Below are 19,350 nucleotides of genomic sequence, written 5' to 3'. Positions count from 1 at the left end.
GGCCGACAGACTAGCACGGGGACGCCGTGGCCCGGGGGCCCGGTCAGCGGGCGAGGACCTCGCGGGCCCGGCGGCGGGCCCAGTGCTCGGCCGCCAGGACGGCCTCGAGCTCGAGCGGGCCGTCGTCGTCGTGCCCGTCCAGCACCGCCTCGACCGTGTCCACGATGGCCGGGAACCGGATGCGGCCGTCGTGGAAGGCGTGCACCGCCTCCTCGTTGGCCGCGTTGAACACCGCGGGGAAGGTCCCGCCCCGCTCCCCCGCCGCCTTGATCAGCTCGACGGCCGGGAACGCCACGGGGTCCAGGGGCTCGAAGGTCCACTCGGCGGCGCGCGTCCAGTCGCACGCCGGGGCGGCCCCGGGCACCCGGTGCGGCCAGGCCAGGCCGAGGGCGATGGGCAGGCGCATGTCCGGGGGCGAGGCCTGGGCGAGGGTGGAGCCGTCCACGAACTGGACCATGGAGTGGACCACCGACTGGGGGTGGACCACCACGTCGATCCGCTCGAGGGGGACGTCGAAGAGCAGGTGGGCCTCGAGCACCTCGAGGGCCTTGTTCACCATGGACGCGGAGTTGGTCGTCACCATCAGGCCCATGTCCCACGTGGGGTGGCGCAGCGCGTCCTGCGGCGTGACCGCCTCGAGCTCCGCCCGGGACCGGCCGCGGAACGGCCCGCCCGAGGCCGTCAGCACGAGCCGGTCCACCTCCCCGACGGAGCCGCCGCGCAGCGCCTGCGCGAGCGCCGAGTGCTCGGAGTCCACGGGGATCAGCGCGTCGGGGTCCCCGGTGGCCGCCGCGGCGGCCTTGACGAGGGCGCCGCCGGCGATCAGCGACTCCTTGTTCGCCAGCGCGAGCTTGTGCCCGGCCCGCAGCGCCGCCAGCGTGGGCGCGAGCCCGATGGAGCCGGTGATGCCGTTGAGGACCAGGTCCGCGCCGGGGTGGGCGGCGGCCGCGGACGCCGCGGCGGGCCCGTGCTCGATCTCGGGGCGGTAGTCCCCCGCCCCGGCGGCCGCGGCCCGCTCCGCGATCAGCCGGGCCAGCCGGGCGGCGTCCTGGCCGGTGCCGCTCGTGGCCACGAGCGCGGCGCGGGTCTCGACGGCCTGCTCGGCCAGCAGCTCGAGGTGGTTCCGCCCGGCGGCGAGGGCGACCACGGTGAACGGGGCCCGGCCCTCGAGCTCGCGGGCCGCCCGCACGACGTCGAGGGCCTGGGTGCCGATCGAGCCGGTCGAGCCGAGGACGCTGATCCTGCGGGGACCGGCGGCGACCAGGGCCGCCAGCTCGGGCGTCTGCCGGGTGCGGGGCGAGGAGGCGGGGGGCGTCATGGCCCCAGTATCCCCCGGATCACCCCGCGGGCCCGCCCCGGGCGCGGACGCCGGCCCGGGCTCGGACGCCACGAGGCCCCGTCCACCGGGAACGGTGGACGGGGCCTCGGGGACCGGTGGGGCCGGGTCAGTGCGTGCGGCCCTTGCGGCCGGTGACCGCGCCCCAGATGAAGAGCACGATGAGCGCTCCCACGACGGCCGTGATGATGGTGCCGATGTCGAACACGGACTCCAGGTCGCCGATGCCGATCAGCGACCCCAGGAAGCCTCCGAGGAGGGCTCCGACGATGCCGAGGACCATGGTGACGAGAATGCCGCCGCCCTGGTTGCCCGGCATGATGAGCTTGGCGAGAGCACCGGCGATGAGGCCGAGGACGATCCAGCTGATGATTCCCATGATTGCTCCTTATCCGTCCCGGGAGGGACTTTCATTGTAAGCAACCGGCGAGTTCCCCAGGAATACCCTGAGCCGGCTTCGTCGCCAACCCTAGCGGACGCTCAGCCTCCTGTCCTTTTACTTCAGTGAATACGCGGGTGTCCGCCGGACACGGACCGGCCCGCCGGAAGCCGAGGCTTCGGGCGGGCCGGGGATCGTCCCAGGTGGGAGCGGAGATCGCGTCAGTGCGCGACGGGCTTCTCCGCACCGATGCCTGTGAGGGAGCGCACCTCCATCTCGGACTGCTTGACCGGGTCCTCGAGACGGCGCTCCGTCATGGAGCCGATGAAGCCGAGGAGGAAGGAGGCCGGGATCGAGACGATGCCCGGGTTCTGCAGCGGGAACCACGCGAAGTCGGCGGTCGGGATCATCGACGTCTCGGTGCCGGACATGACCGGGGAGAAGACGATGAGGCCCACGGAGATGATCAGGCCGCCGTACATGGACCAGACCGCGCCGCGGGTGGTGAAGCGGCGCCAGTACAGGGAGTACAGGATGGTCGGCAGGTTCGCCGAGGCCGCGACCGCGAAGGCGAGCGCCACGAGGAACGCGACGTTCTGGCCCTGCGCGCCGATGCCGCCCGCGATGGAGACGAGGCCGATGACCACCACGGTGGTCTTGGCGACCTTCAGCTCCTTGCGGGGGTCCGAGTCGCCCTTCTTGATGACGCTGGTGTAGATGTCGTGCGCGAAGGACGCCGAGGCGGTGATGGCCAGGCCGGCGACGACCGCGAGGATCGTGGCGAAGGCCACGGCCGCGATGATGCCCATCAGCAGCGAGCCGCCGAGCTCGAACGCCAGCAGCGGGGCCGCGGAGTTCACGCCGCCGGGGGCCGCCTGGATCCGCTCGGCGCCGATGAGGGCCGCCGCGCCGAAGCCCAGGATCAGGGTGAAGAGGTAGAACAGGCCGATCAGCGAGATGGCCCAGACCACGGAGGTGCGGGCCTCCTTGGCGGTCGGCACCGTGTAGAAGCGCATCAGCACGTGGGGCAGGCCCGCGGCGCCGAAGACGAGGGCCAGGCCCAGGGAGATGAAGTCCAGCTTGCTGGTCTCGCTCACGCCGTACTTCAGGCCCGGCTCGAGGATGGCCGGGTTGCCGGAGACGGCGACGGCGTCACCGAGCAGGGACGAGAAGTTGAAGCCGTACAGCGCCAGGATCCAGACGGTCATGACCGCCACGCCGGAGACCAGGAGCACGGCCTTGATGATCTGCACGTAGGTGGTGCCCTTCATGCCGCCCACGAGGACGTAGACGATCATGAGCACGCCCACGACCACGATCACGAGGGACTGCCCGGCCCGGGAGCCGATGCCCAGCAGCAGGGACACCAGGGCGCCGGCGCCGGCCATCTGCGCCAGCAGGTAGAACGCGGACACGGCGAGGGTGGAGATGGACGCCGCCACGCGCACGGGGCGCTGGCGCAGCCGGAAGGACAGCACGTCCGCCATCGTGAACTTGCCGGTGTTGCGCAGGAGCTCCGCGATCAGCAGCAGCGCCACGAGCCAGGCCACGAGGAAGCCGATCGAGTACAGGAACCCGTCGTAGCCCTGGATGGCGATCGCGCCCACGATGCCCAGGAAGGACGCCGCCGAGAGGTAGTCGCCGGCGATGGCCAGGCCGTTCTGGGTGCCGCTGAAGCCGCGGCCGCCGGCGTAGTAGTCGGCCGCCGTGGCCGTGGACTTCGAGGCCCGCAGGACGATGACCATCGTGACGACGACGAACGCGCCGAAGATGGAGATGTTGATCCAGGGCGTGCCGACCGTCTCCGTGGTGCCGGCCGCCATGGGCACGAGCGCGGAGTGCAGAGGATTCATCGATCAGTTCTCCTGTCCGTGGGCGCCGCCGGGGAGGTCGAGAGCGGGCTCGAGGCGCTCCCGGATGGCCGTGGCTTTCGGGTCCAGCTTGCGGTTGGCGAAGGACACGTAGGCGCCCGTGATCGCGAAGGTCGTGACGAACTGGAGCAGGCCCAGGACGACGCCGAGGTTGACGTTGCCGATGACCTGGATGGCGAACAGCTGCGGCACGTACATGGCGAGCACCACGTACAGCAGGTACCAGACCAGGAACACGACGGCGAGCGGGAAGACGAAACCGCGGTGGGCTTTCCGCAGCTCCTGGAACTCTGGCGACCGCTGGGCCGCGGGGAAGTCGACGTCGGCGACGAGGTCGTCGGCGTCGATGGGTGGCTGGTTGGCCATGGGCTACCTCCTCATGTGATGTGGCCCACACTAGGCCGTTGTATGCACAGGAGCAAGACGCTACGCCCAAAAGTTCCTATTCAGCGGCAAAACATGACATGCATCGGCGTTTCTGGACGTTGCCTGGTCCAGCATGTATACACAGGACCGCTGGACGGCTCGGTTCAGCGGACGGCCAGGAGCAGCTGGACGGCGCGGTCCAGGAAGGCGTCCACCTGCTGCTCCTCGTAGCTGCGCTCGCCCTGCGCGGGCGGGAAGACGGCCCGCCGCAGCTCGGCCGGCTCCAGGGGGGCCGCGCCCGCGAGCCGGGCGCCGAGGCGCTCGCACAGGACGTCCACGTGCGCCGCGGAGTAGCCCTGGGCCCGGGGCCGGGAGGGGCGCCGGAAGCGCTGGGTGCGCGGGCGGTCGAGGCGGTTCCGGAGCAGCCGCGCCAGGGCGTCGACGTGCTCCTGCCAGGCCTCGGGGCCCCGGGCGCGCAGGCACTGCTCGCGCTCCGCCGCGGCGAGCGCGTCCTCGGCGGCCTCCAGGAGCTCGTCCACGGCCTCCGGCCGGTAGCCGCCCCGGGCGGCGGCAAAGACGACCGCGCGGACCTGGGTGCTCGTCAGGGCCCGGGGATCCTCTCCGGCGGCGGGCCCGTCCGGGGCGGACCCATCCGGGGCGAACCCGTCCGGGGCGCCTCCGAGGGCCGCTCGCACGCCGGCCAGGACGTCGTCGACCTGCTCGACGTCGTAGCCCCGTTCGGCCGGGCTGCACCGGGGGATGCGGGCGGTGGGAGGCCGGGCTCCCGGGGGTTCGGAGGGCATGTGCTGCGGGTCCTGGATGCCCGGCTCAGGCGCCCGCGGCGAACAGCTCGAAGAGCAGGTACCCGGCGGGGACGGCGAAGAGGATGGAGTCGATCCGGTCCATCACTCCCCCGTGGCCGGGCAGCAGGGTGCCCATGTCCTTGATCCCCAGCTCCCGCTTGACCATGGACTCGGAGAAGTCGCCGAGGGTGGCGGCCAGAACGAGGACCGCGGCCAGCACGGCGCCCTCCCACCAGGCGTGGTCGAGCAGCAGGACGGCGCACAGCACGCCGATGACCACCGAGCCGCCGAGCGAACCGGCGAAGCCCTCCCAGGACTTCTTGGGACTGATCCGCGGCGCCATGGGGTGGCGGCCCCAGACCACTCCCACGGCGTAGCCGCACGTGTCGGAGCCGATGGCCAGCAGGATCACGGTGAGCACCTTCAGCGGGCCCGCCTCGGTGTGGTAGAGCAGCAGGGCGATGCTGAGCAGGAAGCCAACCCACACCAGGGCGAAGACCGAGCCCATGATCGACAGGACCATGCCGTCCCGGTCCCCCAGGGCCCGCCACACGATGACGAGCGTCAGTCCCACGATCACGGCCATCATGAGCGCCTCGCCCCCGCCGGCGAAGGCGGCGACCGGCATCAGCACGCCCGCCGTCACCGCCGGCACGCGCGGGATCGCGATGTCGCGGTAGCGCAGCGACCGGCCGACCTCCCAGACCCCGATCCCCGCGGCCGTCCCGGCGAAGAGCGCCAGGACGAGGGGCTGGACGAACAGCCCGACGAGGAGGGTCCCGATGAGCACCGCGGCGACGCCCACGGCCGCCGGCAGGTTCCGCCCGGCGCGGGAGGGCGCGGTGTGCCGGCGTCCCGGGGCCGGCACGGCGCCGTCCGGGACGGGCTCGGCCCGGGTCCGCGAGGAGAAGGCCCCCCCGGCGGTGCCGGGGGAAGCCTTCGTCTCCTGGTGCGGTCGTCGCTGGTGCGGCATCAGACCTGCAGCAGCTCGGCTTCCTTGTTCTTGAGCATCTCGTCGATCTGGTCGATGTGCTTCTTGGTGGAGGCGTCGAGGTCCTTCTCGGCGCGCTTGCCCTCGTCCTCGCCGATGTCGCCGTCCTTGACGGCCTTCTCGATCAGGTCCTTGGCGTGCCGGCGGATGTTCCGCACGGAGACGCGCGCCTCCTCGGCCTTGTGCCCCACGACCTTGACGTACTCCTTGCGCCGCTCCTGCGTCAGCTCCGGCATGACCACCCGGATGACGTTGCCGTCGTTGGCGGGGTTCGCCCCGATGTCCGAGTTGCGCAGCGCCTTCTCGATGTCGTTCAGGGCGGAGCGGTCGTACGGCGTGATGAGCAGGGTGCGGGCCTCGGGGTTCTGGAAGGAGGCCAGCTGCTGGAGCGGGGTGGGAGTGCCGTAGTACTCGACCAGCACGCCCGAGAAGAGGGAGGGGTTGGCCCGGCCCGTGCGGACCGCGGCGAAGTCCTCCTTGGCGCCGTCCACGGCCTTGCCCATCTTGGTCTTCGCTTCGGACATGGTCTCTGAGATCACGTAGGGGCTCCTTCGTCGTGTCGCACGGAGTCCTCCGCGCGGGGTCGGTCCGGCCGGTCGCTGCGCGGTGACCGCGCGGCCCGGCCGTGCTGGCCCCAGTCTAACCGGGGGCCGTCCCGCACCGGCTCACGCGGTGACGAGGGTGCCGATCTGCTCCCCGAGGATGGCGCGGGTGACGTTGCCCTCGCCCTCCATGCCGAACACGCGCATCGTCACGTCGTTGTCGCGGCACAGGCTGAAGGCGGTCTGGTCCATGACCCGGATGTCGCGGGCCAGGGCTTCGCCGTAGGTGAGGGTGGACAGCCGCTGGGCGTCCGGGTTCGTGCGGGGGTCCGCGGTGTAGACGCCGTCCACCCCGTTCTTCGCCATGAGCACCTCGTCCGCGTGCACCTCGAGGGCGCGCTGGGCGGCGACGGTGTCGGTCGAGAAGTAGGGCAGCCCGGCGCCGGCGCCGAAGATCACGACGCGGTCCTTCTCCATGTGGCGGATGGCCCGGCGGGGGATGTAGACCTCGGCCACCTGCTCCATCTTGATCGCGGACTGCACCCGGGTGTCCACTCCGCACTGCTCGAGGAAGTCCTGCAGCGCCAGGCAGTTCATGACGGTGCCGAGCATCCCCATGTAGTCCGCCCGGGACCGGTCCATGCCGGCCTGGGAGAGCTCCGCGCCGCGGAAGAAGTTGCCGCCCCCCACCACGACGGCGGTCTCGACCTGGCCCACGGTGGCGGCGATCTGCTCGGCGATGTCGCGGACCACGCGCGTGTCCACCCCGATGGAGCCGCCGCCGAACACCTCGCCCGAGAGCTTGAGGAGCACCCGGCGGCGGGTGGGGGCGACCCGGGGGTCCCTGCTCAGGCGCAGGGCCTCGTCCTTGATCTCGGAGGCAGAAGTGGTGGGCATGGTTCCTCCCGGCGACGACGGAGCTGCGTGGACTGCTCGACCCCGCGAGGGTGCAGCTGGCTCGGGGCCGGGCCTCCCTCAGCATACAGAACACGTCCGCCCGCCGACGTCGCCCCGAGGGGCGCTGGGAGCGTCGCCGCAGGTCGGAGCGGGAACGACGAAGGAGGCGCCCCTGCGGTGCAGGGGCGCCTCCTCGGCTCGGGCGCGGGGCGCCCTGACGGGACCAGTCAGGCGCCGACGCGGAAGCGGGCGAAGGCCGTGGCGGTCGCACCGGCCTCCTCGAGCACCTTGCCGACGGTCTTCTTCGAGTCCTTGGCGAAGTCCTGGTCGAGCAGGACGACGTCCTTGAAGTAGCCCTTGAGCCGGCCGTTGATGATGTTCGGCAGGATCTTCTCCGGCTTGCCCTCGGCGCGGGCGGTCTCCTCGGCCACGCGCTTCTCCGACTCGACGGTCTCGGCGGGCACGTCCTCCTGGGAGAGGAACGTCGGGGACAGCGCGGCGATGTGCACGGCGACGTCGTGGGCGACCTGGCCCGCGTCGGCGCCGGCGACGGCCAGCAGCACGCCGACCTGGGCCGGGAGGTCCTTGGAGGTCTTGTGCAGGTAGACGGCCACGTTCTCGCCCTCGACCCGGGCGATGCGGCGGACGACGACCTTCTCGCCGAGCAGCGCACCGGTCTCGGTGACGAGCTCGGAGACGGCCTTGCCGTCGACCTGGGCGTCCAGGAGGGCCTCGAGCGTGGTGGCGTCGGCGGCCACGGCGGCGTCGAGCACCTTGTTGCCGAACTCGACGAACGGGGCGGACTTCGCCACGAAGTCGGTCTCGGAGTTGACCTCGACCATGTACCCGACGGTGCCCTCGACGCGCGCGGCGACGAGGCCCTCGGCCGTGGCCCGGCCCTCGCGCTTGGTGACGCCCTTGAGGCCCTTGACGCGGATGATCTCCTGGGCCTTCTGGAGGTCGCCGTCGGCCTCGTCGAGCGCCTTCTTGACGTCGAGCATGCCCGCGCCGGTGCGCTCGCGCAGGGCCTTGATCTCAGCGGCGGTGTAGTTCGCCATGGAAACTCCTCACGTAGTCGGTGGTGCCGGGCGGGGCGGGCGCGGGCCCCGCCCCGCCCGCCCCCGGGGGGGGCCGCGCCCCCCCCCGGGGGGGGGGGGGGGGGGGGGGGGGGGGGGGGGGGCCCCCCCCCCCCCCCCCGGCCCCGGGCGGGGACGGCGCCCCGACCGGGGGGAACGAACGGTGGACGGAGACTACTCGGCGGCGGTCTCGGTCTCGGCCGGGGCGGCGGCCTCGGCGGGGGCCTCGGTCGCGGCGGCGGTCTCGGCGGGAGCGGCGGTCTCGGCCGGGGCCTCGGCCGCGGCGGTCTGCTCGGCGGCGTGCTGCTCGAGCAGCTCGCGCTCCCACTCGGCCATCGGCTCGGCGGCCTGGTCGGCGCCGCCGGACTTCTTGTTGTGGCGCTCCATGAGGCCCTCGGCCACGGCGTCGGCGATCACGCGGGTCAGCAGGTTGACGGAGCGGATGGCGTCGTCGTTGCCCGGGATCGGGAAGGCGACCTCGTCGGGGTCGCAGTTGGTGTCGAGGATCGCGACGACGGGGATGCCCAGCTTCTGGGCCTCGTCCACCGCGAGGTGCTCCTTCTTGGTGTCCACGATCCAGATCAGGGACGGGGCCTTGGTCAGGTTGCGGATGCCGCCGAGGGTGCGCTCCAGCTTCTCCTTCTCACGGCGCAGGAGCAGGAGCTCCTTCTTCGTGTACTGCGAGCCGGCGACGTCGTCGAAGTCGATCTCCTCGAGCTCCTTCATGCGCTCGATGCGCTTGGAGACCGTGGCGAAGTTGGTGAGCATGCCGCCGAGCCAGCGGTGGTTCACGTAGGGCATGCCCACGCGGGTGGCCTGCTCGGCGATGGCCTCCTGGGCCTGCTTCTTGGTGCCGACGAAGAGGATGGTGCCGCCGTGGGCCACGGTGGTCTTCACGGCCTCGTAGGCGCGGTCGATGAAGGACAGCGACTGCTGGAGGTCGATGATGTAGATGCCGTTGCGCTCGGTGAAGATGAAGCGCTTCATCTTCGGGTTCCAGCGGCGGGTCTGGTGGCCGAAGTGCACGCCGCTGTCGAGGAGCTGGCGCATGGTAACGACAGACATGTCGTCTCCTTGTTCTCGTGCGGGAGGGCGTGCGACGACGCCCGGCCCGCGGGTACGGTTCTCGGCTGCGTCCGGCGGACGAGCCCCTGGCGCAGCGGTGGGCGGACCCTGCGGGTCCGTCTCCCGGCCGCCGTGCCGCACCCCGCCGGGACGGGGAACGCGGACCGGGGCGGCCGGGCCGGGACGGGAGGTCCCGGCGGCGCTGCGCGCGAAGTCAGCTGCTCGCCACCGCGCCGCCGGCTCCGGCGTCGGGGCCGGGTCCGGGGAGGTCGCGAAGGCACGCCACGGAGGGCGCGGCAGAGCACACTGCGGGCCCCAGTGTACTACAGGGCCTCGTCCGTCCTGCACATCCCCGGGGGCCGGCGATCGCGCTCGGGATGCGTCCACAGCACGGGGCCGGAGCCGCCCGCCGCCCGGGGCGCGGGCCGACAGTGGGAGCATGCTCCTCCGACGCGACCGGCCCCTCCGGGCCTCCCGCCCTGCACGTCCGGGACACCCCTGGACGGTGCGGGCCGCGGCGCTGGGGCTCGTGCTCGCCCTCGGGGCCGCCGCCCCCTCCCCCGGCTCGGCGGCGCCGGGGTGGACGTGGCCGCTGGCGCCGCGACCGGCCGTGGTGGGCGACTGGGTCCCGCCCGCCCAGCGGTGGGCGCGGGGTCACCGGGGAGTGGACCTCGGGGCCGCCCCGGGCGCGACCGTGCGCGCCCCCGCGGCGGGGACGGTGAGCTTCGTGGGGTTCGTGGTGGACCGGCCCGTGCTGACGCTCGACCACGGCCGGGGCGTGCGCTCGAGCTTCGAGCCCGTCGAGTCGGACCTCGCCGCCGGGGACCGGGTGCGCCGCGGGCAGGCGGTGGGCGTGCTGGGCGGCCGCGACCACTGCGGTGCGGGCACCTGTCTGCACTGGGGCGTGCGCCGGGACGGCGACTACGTCAATCCGCTCGGGTTCGTCGGCGCGCTCGGCCCGTCGGTGCTGCTGCCCGTGCCCGAGGAGCGGCGGCGGGCGGCCGCTCAGCCCTCGCCGCCCTGCACGTCCTCGACGCCCTGCTCGACCTCCTGCTGGAGCTGGTCGGCGCCCTCCTGCAGCTGACCGGCGCCCTCCTCCACCTCCTGCTGGACCTGGTCGGCCCCCTCCTGGAGCTGGTCGGCGCCCTGCTCGAGCTCCTGCTGGACCTGGTCGGCGCCCTGCTCGACGTCCTCGGCGGTGGTGTCGCAGCCGGTCAGCGCGGCGGCCCCCAGGGCGGCGACGGACAGGAGGCTCCACGTCGTGCGGCGGCTCATCTCGGGGTCCTTACGGTGGGCGGAACTCGGATCGGACCACCAGTGCACCACATCCGCGGCGGACGCGCACCCGGTGGCGGCGTGGTCCGGCGGGAGCGTCCCCGCCACCGGGAGAACAACGGTGACAGGGACGGGGAGTAGGGCCGGTGGGGCTTGAACCCACGACCGAAGGATTATGAGTCCTCTGCTCTGACCAGCTGAGCTACGGCCCCGCGCCGGGCCGGGCCCGGCGGCGCAGCACCACGTTACCGCACGAGCGAGGCGAGCCGGCTGCGCAGCCGCCCCGGGCCTGCGGCGCGGGCGCGCACCGGTTCCGGGTACTGCCCGCGGTAGAGCCGCAGAAACGTCTCGAGGGTCCGCGGGAAGCTGTGCTGGGCGACCTTGCGGCGGCTCTCCCGGCCCATCCGTGCGCGCTCCTCGGGCGGGGCGCCCAGGACGAGGGCGAGCTTGCGCGCCAGGTCCTGCGCGTCGCCGGGGGCGAAGAGCCAGCCGTTGACCCCGTCCTCGGCCAGGTGCGGCAGGGCCCGCGCGTTCGCCAGGACGACGGGCCGCGACGCCGCCATGGCCTCGAGCGTCACCAGGGACTGCAGCTCCGCGGTGCCCGGCTGGCAGAACACGTCCGCCCGGAGGTAGGCCGCGCGCAGCTCATCGTCGGGAACGTAGCCCAGGAAGCGGACCCGCTGGGCGACCCCGAGGGCCCTCGCCAGCTTCTCGAGCGCGGACCGCTGCTCGCCGTCGCCCACGAGCTCCAGGTGGGCGTCGAGCTCGGCGGGCAGCAGCGAGAGGGCCTCGATGAGCACGTCGACGTTCTTCTCGACCGCCAGCCGGCCGGTGAACAGGACCGTCGGGGGCGCGCCCCGCTCCCGCTGCTCGCCGTCGTGGGCCTCGTAGTCGGCGATCCGGATGCCGTTGGACACGGCGAGCACGGTGCCGGGGAAGCCGTTGCGGCGCATGGTCTCGACCGCGAGCGGGGTGGGCGCGGTCACCACGTCGCAGGCGCCGAACACCCGCACCATGTCCCGCCACGACACCGCGCGGTACCGGTCCAGCACCCACGCGGGGAACGGCAGGAACGGTTCCAGGTTCTCGGGCACGAAGTGGTTGGTGGCCACGGTGCGGATGCCCCGGCGCCGGGCCTCCCGCACCAGCATCCGGCCGATGATGTAGTGGTTCTGGACGTGGACGACGTCGGGGCGGACCTCGTCGAGCACCCGGCGGATCTCCCCGGCGACCTGCCACGGGAAGCACAGGCGGAAGTACGGGTGGGTGAACGCCCGGTGGGAGCGCAGGCGGTGCTCCAGCACGCCGTCGTCCTCCGCCCGGCAGGACGGCCCCGGCTCGGGGCGGGCGCACAGCACGTGTACCCGGTGGCCCCGCTCGTGCAGGCCGCGGGCGAGACGGTGGCCGAACTGCGCGGCCCCGTTGACGTCCGGCGGATAGGTCTCGGCGCCCAGGAGGACGGTGAGGGGGCGGTCGGCGGTCGTGGTGTCGGCGCTCAAGCGTGTCTTCCCGGTCGGTCGTGTGCTGGGCGGTCCGGTGCTGCAGGATGCGGTGCCGGAGGGTGCGGGGCCGCGGGGCCCGGGGCGGGCTGTGCGGCGTCCCGCCGTGCGAGCTCGGCGCGGCGCTCGAGCACCTCCGGGTGGTGCTGCGAGAGCACGGCGACCCCGACTATAGCAACGGCGCCGGCCCCGGCCATGAGGACCCCGACCGGGACGGAGAAGCCGGGCGCCGCCTCTCCCAGGACCAGCAGTCCCAGGAGCACGCCCACCATCGGGTCGATCACGGTCAGCCCGGCGATCACGAGGTCCGGCGGCCCCGCCGCGAACGCCGTCTGCACGAACCACCCGCCCAGCACGGCCGCGAGCACCGCGGTGGCCACCGCCAGCCAGTTGACGTCGTCCAGGGGCGTCCCCGCGCTGCCCTGGATGCGGATGAGCGTCAGCCGCACCAGCACCGCCACGAAGCCGTAGAGGATGCCGGCCCCCACCACGTAGAAGGTCCCGCCCAGACTGCGGCCGAACATGGCCGCGGAGACCCCGAGGACACAGGTCAGCACCACGAGCATGACCACCACGGTGTGCTCGGCCCACTGCGAGATGCCCTGGGCGGGATCGGTCGCCGCCACCGCGCAGGTCACGAAGACCGCCCCGCCGGCGGTGCACAGACCGATGGCCGCCCAGGTCCGCCGGTTGATCCGCAGCCGGCGGTGCCGGGCGTGCAGCAGCGTGGTGATGACCAGGGCCACGACGCCGATCGGCTGGACCACCGTCACGGTGGCCAGCCCGAGCGCGGTGACGTTGAGGGCCGTGCCGGCGCCCAGCAGGCCCAGCCCGAGCAGCCAGCGGGGACGGCGCAGCAGGACCCCGATGCTGCGCAGGCCCAGCCGCCCGTGCGCGACGTCGGCCACGGCGCTGCCCTGCTGCTGCGTCCCCATGGCCAGGCACACGGCCGAGAGCAGCGCCAGGACCACGGCCAGCCACTGGCTCACGGGGCCCTCCGATCTGTCGTCACGCCCGGGAGTCTATCGAGCCGGCCCGCCCGTCCGGTCCGCAGCGCGTGGACGCCCGGTGAACGCACGGGGAAGGCCCGGAAGCCTGTGGCTTCCGGGCCTTCGACCGGTGCGCTCGTCCACGGGCGGCCCGTGGACGGCGACGTCACCGGAACAGCTTGCGCAGGAAGACGACGAACGCGCTCCCCGCCACGGCCAGCACCGTGAGCGGCTGCCACCGCTCGCCGATCCCGGCCTGCCCGGCGCCGGCCCGCGAGCCGGACTTCGCCCCGCCCTGGGCGAGCAGGCCCTTGACGTCCTTCGGCGTGGTCTTCACGGTGCGGCTGGTGCGGTCCACGAAGCCCTTGGTGGTGGACTGGATGGTCTCCGCGCGGCCCTGGACGTCGTCGCGCAGCGTCTTGAGGTGCTCGCGGCGCAGCTTGAGCCGGTGCCGCAGCTGCTCCTCGGTGGGCGCCGGGGGCTTCTGCCGGGCCGGGTCCTGGGCGGCCTCGCGCTTCTCCTGCTCCTTGCGCTCGCGGGCCAGCTGCTCCTCGCGCTGGACGCGGCTCTCGGTGTAGGCGGACCCCTCCTTGACCACGCCGAGGTCGTACTTCGTCCCGAAGACCGCCTTGCGCGGCACGAGCGGCAGGGCCTTCTTGATGGTCGACACCCCGATGAGCGCCGCGACGGCCAGGATGATCAGGAACAGCACGGCGAGCAGCAGGGCGGCCAGCCAGGCGGGCATGACCTGCGCCAGCCCGGCGATCGCCGCACCGACGAGGGCGATCGTGGCCAGCAGCAGGAACACCAGGCCGACGACGACGAAGGCCGCTCCCTTGCCCAGCGTCTTCGCCTTCTCCGTGAGCTCGAGCTTGGCGAGCTGGGCCTCGTCCTTGAGCTGCTTGGGCAGCAGCCGGGCGAAGACCTTCACGACGTCGAGGATCGACGCCGATCCCGGATCGGAGTGCTCCGACCTGGTTCCTGACGTCCCGCCCGTGCTGGGGCCTACCGAATGACTCATGCCCGCCTCCGTTGATGATGTGAAAAGTACGTGGACTGAGCACCAAACTACCATCGGGGACGCCGGGGGCGGGCGAGCACCGGGCCGTGAAGCGGCCTGCGGGGACGCACGGGAGGGCCCGTCCGGAATTCCGGACGGGCCCTCCCGTCAGTGCGCCAGGACCGGTGTCAGTGCTTCTTGTACTTGCGGTGGTCCTTGTCCTTGTCCTTGTCCTTGTCGTCGTGCTTGTCCTTGCCGTGATCCTTGTCGTGGCCCTTGTCCTTGTCCCAGTGCCGGTCCTTGTCCTCGTCCTGCTCGAAGTAGACCTTCACGTACCGCTTCTCGCAGACCTTGTCCGACTTCCCGGTCCGGTCCACCTTCCGGGCGTCCTTGTAGTAGTCCCACCAGTCGCCGCCGTGGCACTTCTCCTTGGCCTTGGACGCCGCCTCCTTGAGAGTCTGGTCCTCATAGGTCTTCGACTTCCAGTACCCGTGGTGCCGGTACTTGACGACGACATCCACCTCGCCGTTCTTGCGCTCGTCGTACCGGCCGTGGCCCTTGTCGTCTTTTTTGTGCCGGTCGCCGCCGCCGTCAGCGAGTGCCGGCGATGCTCCCCCGAACAACAGTCCCGCCACTGCGACGCTGGCTACCATCTTTTCCAGAGTTTTCACTGTGTTCCCCCTTGGTGTATCTGGTGAGATGAGCGTAATTCGCTTCTGACAAGGGACTCAATAGCAAACGGTGACGATCCGGGCGCGGTACGGTCACGCTTCGGCACTACTTCTCGGTCAACATGGAAGCAGGTCCGGCACCCGGCGGCCCCTGACTCCGAGCTGCCGCCCCGCTCGGGCATTCCCGCCCTGTGGGCGGCGCTGTGCTCCGCGGCTCTGCCGAGGTGTCCCGCCCTGGAACGAACCGCTGCTGCGACCGACCCCGGTCGTGGAAACGGCACTCGAAGCGGCAGTTCACCGCCGAGACCCCGAGGCCGGGGACGACGCGCCCCTGCGGACGTGCGAAGCATGCCGGCCGTGACCGCCTCGGCGAAGCCTGCCTGCAGGGCGTCTCCGCCTGGAAGGATCGGCATGGCGGCCGGCCGCTGAGGGCAGGCCCACGGACCCGGCGGAGAGCTCGTAGGCCGGATTGCCACCGAACGTCGTCCGCGCCGGGACCTCGGCTCCCTTCATCAAGAAGGAGTCAGCCTCGATGCACGCTCCGTCGCCGATCGTGACGCCGTAGTGGATGAAGGCGTTCACCCCGACGGTGCATCCCGGACCGAGGGTGATGCCTTCGAGCTTGAAGGCGCCGTCCTCCATGGAGTGGCACTGGACGAGCGCCCGCGCGTTCAGCGTGCACCCGTCACCGACGGTGACGATGGTCTTTTCGGGGAAGAAGCACCCGTCGTCGAAGACCCGCTTGCCCATCCGCACACCGAGCAGCCGCCAGACCACGGGCTTGAACGGTGTGCCGTTGAAGACCTCGACGACTCCCTCGACGATGAACTTCCAGAAGCGCTCGTGCCGCCAGAAGCGTGCGTCGTAGATGGAGCAGAACAGTGGGTCGAGCCGACGGAATCCGAGGGAGGCACGCTCGATCAGGATGAGGAACCCGAGGGTGAAGGCGAACAGGACGACGAATGCCCCGCTGACCGCCAGGACGTCGTACAGGGAGTGCAGCGCGACGGCGTAGGAGGCGACCAGCAGCGCGACGGCGACGAGGATCCACCGGCTGAGCAGGAAGAGCAGCAGTGTCACGGCGTTGTGCTTGTTCTTGCCCCGGAGGCCGGCCCGAAGATCCGCACCAGTCGTCCTGTCCCGGATTTCGATGTCCCGGCGCACGGAACGAGGAATCTCGAAGGGCGGGGAGCCCAGGAGACCGACACCCTGGCGGACCGGGCCGTCCAACGGGACCATGGCCTTGGTGCCGAGCAGACAGTTGTCGCCGGTCCTACCGCCGGAGGGATAGTGGATGTTGTTCCCGAAATAGTTCTTCGAGCCCACCGACGCGGGCGCGATCCTGAACGAGCTGCTGGAGTACTCCGCGTTCATGACGGAGAGCCCGTCGGCGATCATCGTGCCGCTGCCGATGGTGACCAGGAAGGGGTTCTCGTGCTTCTGCGCCACACCGAAGTTGGACCCGGTCTGCACGAGCCCTGGTTGTTTGTACCCCAGTAGGCGCAGGTAGTGCACGATCAGCGAGCTGTCCCCGGTCAGCAGCATGTAGAAGCGCACGTTGGTGAGCCGGGCAACGGCGCGTTGGAGGACGTAGTGCACCCCGTACAGCGGATAGACCCGGTCCGGATGGAGGAACAGGTTCAGCACCCGGGGCACGACGGCGACCGCGACGAGGCCGGTCACGGTCGTCCCGAAGAACAGGACGAACGACACCACGGTCAGATGCAGGAAGAAGGCCGGCTCCGTGTGGTCGAGGTGGCCGGTCGACAGGTAGCTCGGCAGCAGCAGGGCGAGAAGGCCCAGACCGATGACAGAGACGAAGAAGACCCGGTTGATGACGGTGAAGACGCTGTACGCAATGCGCCGGAGGGTGCTGCAGACCGCGGGGTCGACGGCGCGGTAGTCCGTGTCGGTCGGCTCGGCCGGCGACCCGTGCCAGCGCTGCCCTTGGGGCACGGCCTGGTGGGCATGCAGGGCCGAGACGTGGCCGAGCTGGGCGTCGTCGCCGATGGACGTGCCGATGTCCAGAACGGAGGCCTCGCCGACCAGGACGTTGCGGCCGATCGTGACGGGGCCGGTCTGGATCATCCCGCGGTGCGCCCGGTAGCAGTTGAAGATTGTGTCCTTGCGGATGACGGTGTCGTCACCGATGGACAGGAGGTCCGTGCAGGCCGGCACGACGGGCGACAGGATGACGGTCCGCTTCCCGACCTTCGCTCCCAGGGCCCTCAGGTACAGGGGGTAGACGGGGGTGCCGACGAACATGCCCATGGGATTGGCGCGTATCAGGGTCTTGACCACCCAGAACCTGAGATAGCGCGCTGTCCAGAGGGGAAATTCCTCGGTCTTCCACCTCCCGATCAACAACCACTTGGCCACGACGGGCAGCAGGATCGTCAGAAGAAGGACCAGGAAGCCGAAGAGGAACGAACGCCACAGCACGCCGAGGATCCCCTGGCCGCTCGACGCGAAGAGATAGCCCTCCAGCAGGAGGAAGGAGGCCCAGAACGTCGAGAGGAGGAAGAACAGCGCCTGCACCGCCCCGCACACGGCGTACCGGAGGGCGCTCACCTGCGCAGGCATCTCGGCGGCGTCGGACGGGGACGCGACCGCGCTCGAACCGCCGGCACGACCATCCCCGAGGACTGTGGCCAAGGCAGTCACGGTCGGGTTGAGATAGATGTCACGCATCGCCACGCTCGGCACGCGCTCGTCCTTGCGAAGGCGTCCGCAGAACTGCGCCATCAGCATGGAGTTGGCGCCGAGGTCGTTGAAGAAGTGCGCCGCGGCGGAGACCTTCTCCACCCGGAGGGTCGCAGACAGTGTCTCAGCGAGAATCTGCTCCATCCCGGAGCCTGGGGCGACGTACTCGTCACTGCTGCTCGTGGTCCGGGGTCCTCGCGGAGCCGGGAGATTCTTCCGGTCGACCTTGTCACTGGGCAGCGTGGGCATCCGGTCCAGCCGCTCGAGGTAGGCCGGCACCATGTAACCGGGCAGTCGCTCCCGGAGGTGCTCGCGGATCGTCTGGGCCCGCAGCTCGTCGACGTCGTGGCGAAGGGTGTAGTAGCCGACGAGCTCCGGGCACCCGGGCTCCGGCTCATAGGTGTTGACCACGGCCTGGACGATGCCGGGCACACGGAGGAGCACGGACTCGATCTCGCTCAGCTCGATGCGGTAGCCCCGCACCTTGACCTGGGTGTCGATGCGGCCGTGGTACTCGATCTCCCCGTCCTCGTTGAGCCTGCCCAGGTCCCCGGTCCGGTAGATCCGGCCGGACGGGTTGTCGGGGATGCCGAGGAAGTCGGGGATGAACGCCTTGGCCGTGAGATCGTCCCGGTTGACGTACCCTCTGGCGAGACCGATGCCCGCCAGGCCGATCTCCCCGAGCTCACCACGAGGAAGGACCCGTGCGCTCTCAGGATCCAGGATGACGGCGGAGTACGTCGGCAGGGGTTCCCCCAGTGTGACCGCGCGATCCGGGTGGGCCACCGCCATGGTGGCTGTGACCGTCGCTTCGGTGGGACCGTAGACGTTGAGGAAGCGACGCCCGGGCCGGTGCCACCGGACGATCAGGTCCCGGGGGCAGGCCTCGCCGGAGACCAGGAGGAAGTTCAGGCCGGGAAGGTCGTCCTCGATGGTCGACAGCAGTGTCGGGACGCAGCACATCGCCGTCACCCGCATCTCGGTCAGGAATTCAGCCAGCTCGGCCCCGAGCAGTGCGGCACCACGGGGCTTCGGAACGAGCGTCGCCCCGACCATCCACGGAACCCAGATCTCCTCGACGGAGAAGTCGAAGGCGATGGTCATGCCCTGATACATGCGGTGGTGTGGCTGGACCCCGTAGACGTCGGCGGCCACACGGACGAAGTTGCAGATGCTGGCGTGCTCGACGGCCACCCCCTTGGGGCGGCCCGTGGAGCCGGAGGTGTAGATGATGTAGGCCAGGTCGTCCTGGCCCGCCGTGCCCTGCACGGGAGGGACACGGGCGGAGTCCTGAGCGTCGATCCACGTCTGCTCACGGTCCAGGCACAGAAGGGGTGCGATGGCCTCCGGGAGGACGGCCTCCAAGCTCGCCAGCGTGAGCACCCGTGAGACTCCGGCGTCCTCGACGATGTACGCGATCCGGTCCGGGGGAAAGCCGGGATCGAGGGGCACGTAGGCCGCGTGGATCTTCAGTACCGCAAGCATGGCCGTGTAGGCGGGCACAGCATGGTCGAAGAGCAGGGCGATCCGGTCGCCCGGGCCTGCACCGAGTGCCAGCAGGTGGCGGGCCAGGCGGTTCGCCCGGGCGTCGAGCTCGGTGTAGCTCAGACGCATCTCGTCCGTGACCACGGCGAGGCGGCCCTCCCGACCTTCGTTCTCGACGCGGTCGCAGACGGCCTCGAAGAGCTGCTCCAGCCGACTCTCCCGTCGACCGACGACGTGCTCGTCGCCCAGGGGGGACACGAGCACTGGACCGACGCCCGTCGGCAACGGGGCCGACGGTGCCAGTTCACATCGCTGCGATCTGCTGTCAACATTCGAACTCATGTGGCTCCCCCAGCGCATTTCAAAGAAAGCCGTGACGTGAATGCAACAATGCCCAGCTTC

The 19,350-nt window shown here is 71.3% G+C and carries 17 protein-coding genes and 1 tRNA gene; 1 reads left to right on the top strand and 17 read right to left on the bottom strand.

The window, feature by feature from the left end; all coding sequences use genetic code 11:
- Positions 1-43 precede the first annotated feature (43 nt).
- The 10 genes from dxr to rpsB form a co-directional block, all read right to left on the bottom strand.
- Positions 44-1,318 (bottom strand): 1-deoxy-D-xylulose-5-phosphate reductoisomerase, encoded by a 1,275-nt coding sequence (gene dxr / locus ACPYN7_RS07215; protein ID WP_424347181.1) that lies wholly within the window; start codon positions 1,316-1,318, stop codon positions 44-46.
- Positions 1,319-1,445: 127 nt separating this feature from the next.
- On the bottom strand, positions 1,446-1,715 hold the full coding sequence (locus tag ACPYN7_RS07210; RefSeq protein ID WP_058873483.1) for a GlsB/YeaQ/YmgE family stress response membrane protein: 270 nt from the start codon (positions 1,713-1,715) through the stop codon (positions 1,446-1,448).
- 221 nt (positions 1,716-1,936) lie between these two features.
- Positions 1,937-3,568: a solute symporter family protein gene (locus tag ACPYN7_RS07205; protein ID WP_424347180.1), complete on the bottom strand. Its 1,632-nt coding sequence runs from the start codon at positions 3,566-3,568 to the stop codon at positions 1,937-1,939.
- A 3-nt stretch (positions 3,569-3,571) separates the two neighbouring features.
- On the bottom strand, positions 3,572-3,952 hold the full coding sequence (locus ACPYN7_RS07200; protein WP_058873481.1) for a DUF485 domain-containing protein: 381 nt from the start codon (positions 3,950-3,952) through the stop codon (positions 3,572-3,574).
- A 164-nt stretch (positions 3,953-4,116) separates the two neighbouring features.
- Positions 4,117-4,755, bottom strand: a complete 639-nt coding sequence (locus tag ACPYN7_RS07195; protein ID WP_424347179.1) for a DivIVA domain-containing protein — start codon at positions 4,753-4,755, stop codon at positions 4,117-4,119.
- A 25-nt stretch (positions 4,756-4,780) separates the two neighbouring features.
- The gene (locus ACPYN7_RS07190) at positions 4,781-5,728 is read right to left on the bottom strand and encodes a phosphatidate cytidylyltransferase (protein WP_058873479.1); all 948 of its coding nucleotides are present in this window, start codon (positions 5,726-5,728) and stop codon (positions 4,781-4,783) included.
- Entirely contained in the window at positions 5,728-6,285 is a 558-nt protein-coding gene (frr, locus tag ACPYN7_RS07185; RefSeq protein WP_058873478.1) for a ribosome recycling factor, read from the bottom strand. The genes ACPYN7_RS07190 and frr overlap by 1 nt, the downstream gene beginning before the upstream one ends.
- A 126-nt stretch (positions 6,286-6,411) precedes the next feature.
- Entirely contained in the window at positions 6,412-7,185 is a 774-nt protein-coding gene (pyrH, locus tag ACPYN7_RS07180) for a UMP kinase (RefSeq protein ID WP_231738297.1), read from the bottom strand.
- A 227-nt stretch (positions 7,186-7,412) separates the two neighbouring features.
- Positions 7,413-8,243, bottom strand: a complete 831-nt coding sequence (gene tsf, locus ACPYN7_RS07175; protein WP_058873477.1) for a translation elongation factor Ts — start codon at positions 8,241-8,243, stop codon at positions 7,413-7,415.
- A gap of 192 nt (positions 8,244-8,435) precedes the next feature.
- On the bottom strand, positions 8,436-9,326 hold the full coding sequence (gene rpsB / locus ACPYN7_RS07170; protein ID WP_424347178.1) for a 30S ribosomal protein S2: 891 nt from the start codon (positions 9,324-9,326) through the stop codon (positions 8,436-8,438).
- Between the two features lie 439 nt (positions 9,327-9,765).
- On the opposite strand from rpsB, the gene ACPYN7_RS07165 reads away from it, so the two are divergent.
- Positions 9,766-10,410, top strand: coding sequence for a M23 family metallopeptidase (locus tag ACPYN7_RS07165; RefSeq protein WP_424347177.1), 645 nt, complete (start codon positions 9,766-9,768; stop codon positions 10,408-10,410).
- Here ACPYN7_RS07165 and ACPYN7_RS07160 read toward each other — a convergent pair.
- From ACPYN7_RS07160 to ACPYN7_RS07130, 7 genes are all read right to left on the bottom strand, one after another.
- Entirely contained in the window at positions 10,332-10,601 is a 270-nt protein-coding gene (locus tag ACPYN7_RS07160) for a hypothetical protein (RefSeq protein ID WP_058873475.1), read from the bottom strand. The two genes, ACPYN7_RS07165 and ACPYN7_RS07160, sit on opposite strands and share 79 nt — an antisense overlap.
- Positions 10,602-10,739: 138 nt before the next feature.
- Positions 10,740-10,813: transfer RNA gene (locus ACPYN7_RS07155), tRNA-Ile, on the bottom strand.
- Between the two features lie 33 nt (positions 10,814-10,846).
- Positions 10,847-12,100 carry a glycosyltransferase gene (locus ACPYN7_RS07150; RefSeq protein WP_424347176.1) on the bottom strand — a complete coding sequence of 418 codons (1,254 nt, stop codon included), beginning with the start codon at positions 12,098-12,100 and terminating at the stop codon, positions 10,847-10,849.
- A complete protein-coding gene (locus ACPYN7_RS07145) occupies positions 12,097-13,089 on the bottom strand; it encodes a DMT family transporter (protein WP_424347175.1) in 993 nt (330 codons plus the stop codon). Before ACPYN7_RS07145 ends, ACPYN7_RS07150 begins: the two co-directional genes overlap by 4 nt.
- A gap of 166 nt (positions 13,090-13,255) precedes the next feature.
- Entirely contained in the window at positions 13,256-14,110 is an 855-nt protein-coding gene (locus tag ACPYN7_RS07140; protein ID WP_424347174.1) for a phage holin family protein, read from the bottom strand.
- A 167-nt stretch (positions 14,111-14,277) separates the two neighbouring features.
- Positions 14,278-14,742, bottom strand: coding sequence for a hypothetical protein (locus tag ACPYN7_RS07135; protein ID WP_424347173.1), 465 nt, complete (start codon positions 14,740-14,742; stop codon positions 14,278-14,280).
- A 312-nt stretch (positions 14,743-15,054) separates the two neighbouring features.
- Positions 15,055-19,212: a Pls/PosA family non-ribosomal peptide synthetase gene (locus ACPYN7_RS07130; protein ID WP_424347172.1), complete on the bottom strand. Its 4,158-nt coding sequence runs from the start codon at positions 19,210-19,212 to the stop codon at positions 15,055-15,057.
- Between the last annotated feature and the right edge of the window lie 138 nt (positions 19,213-19,350).

This window comes from Kocuria sp. CH-021 (assembly GCF_049716185.1).
Taxonomy (GTDB): domain Bacteria; phylum Actinomycetota; class Actinomycetes; order Actinomycetales; family Micrococcaceae; genus Kocuria; species Kocuria cellulosilytica.
The sequence above is the reverse complement of the archived record's forward strand: the minus strand, read 5'-3'. Positions and strand labels throughout refer to the sequence as shown.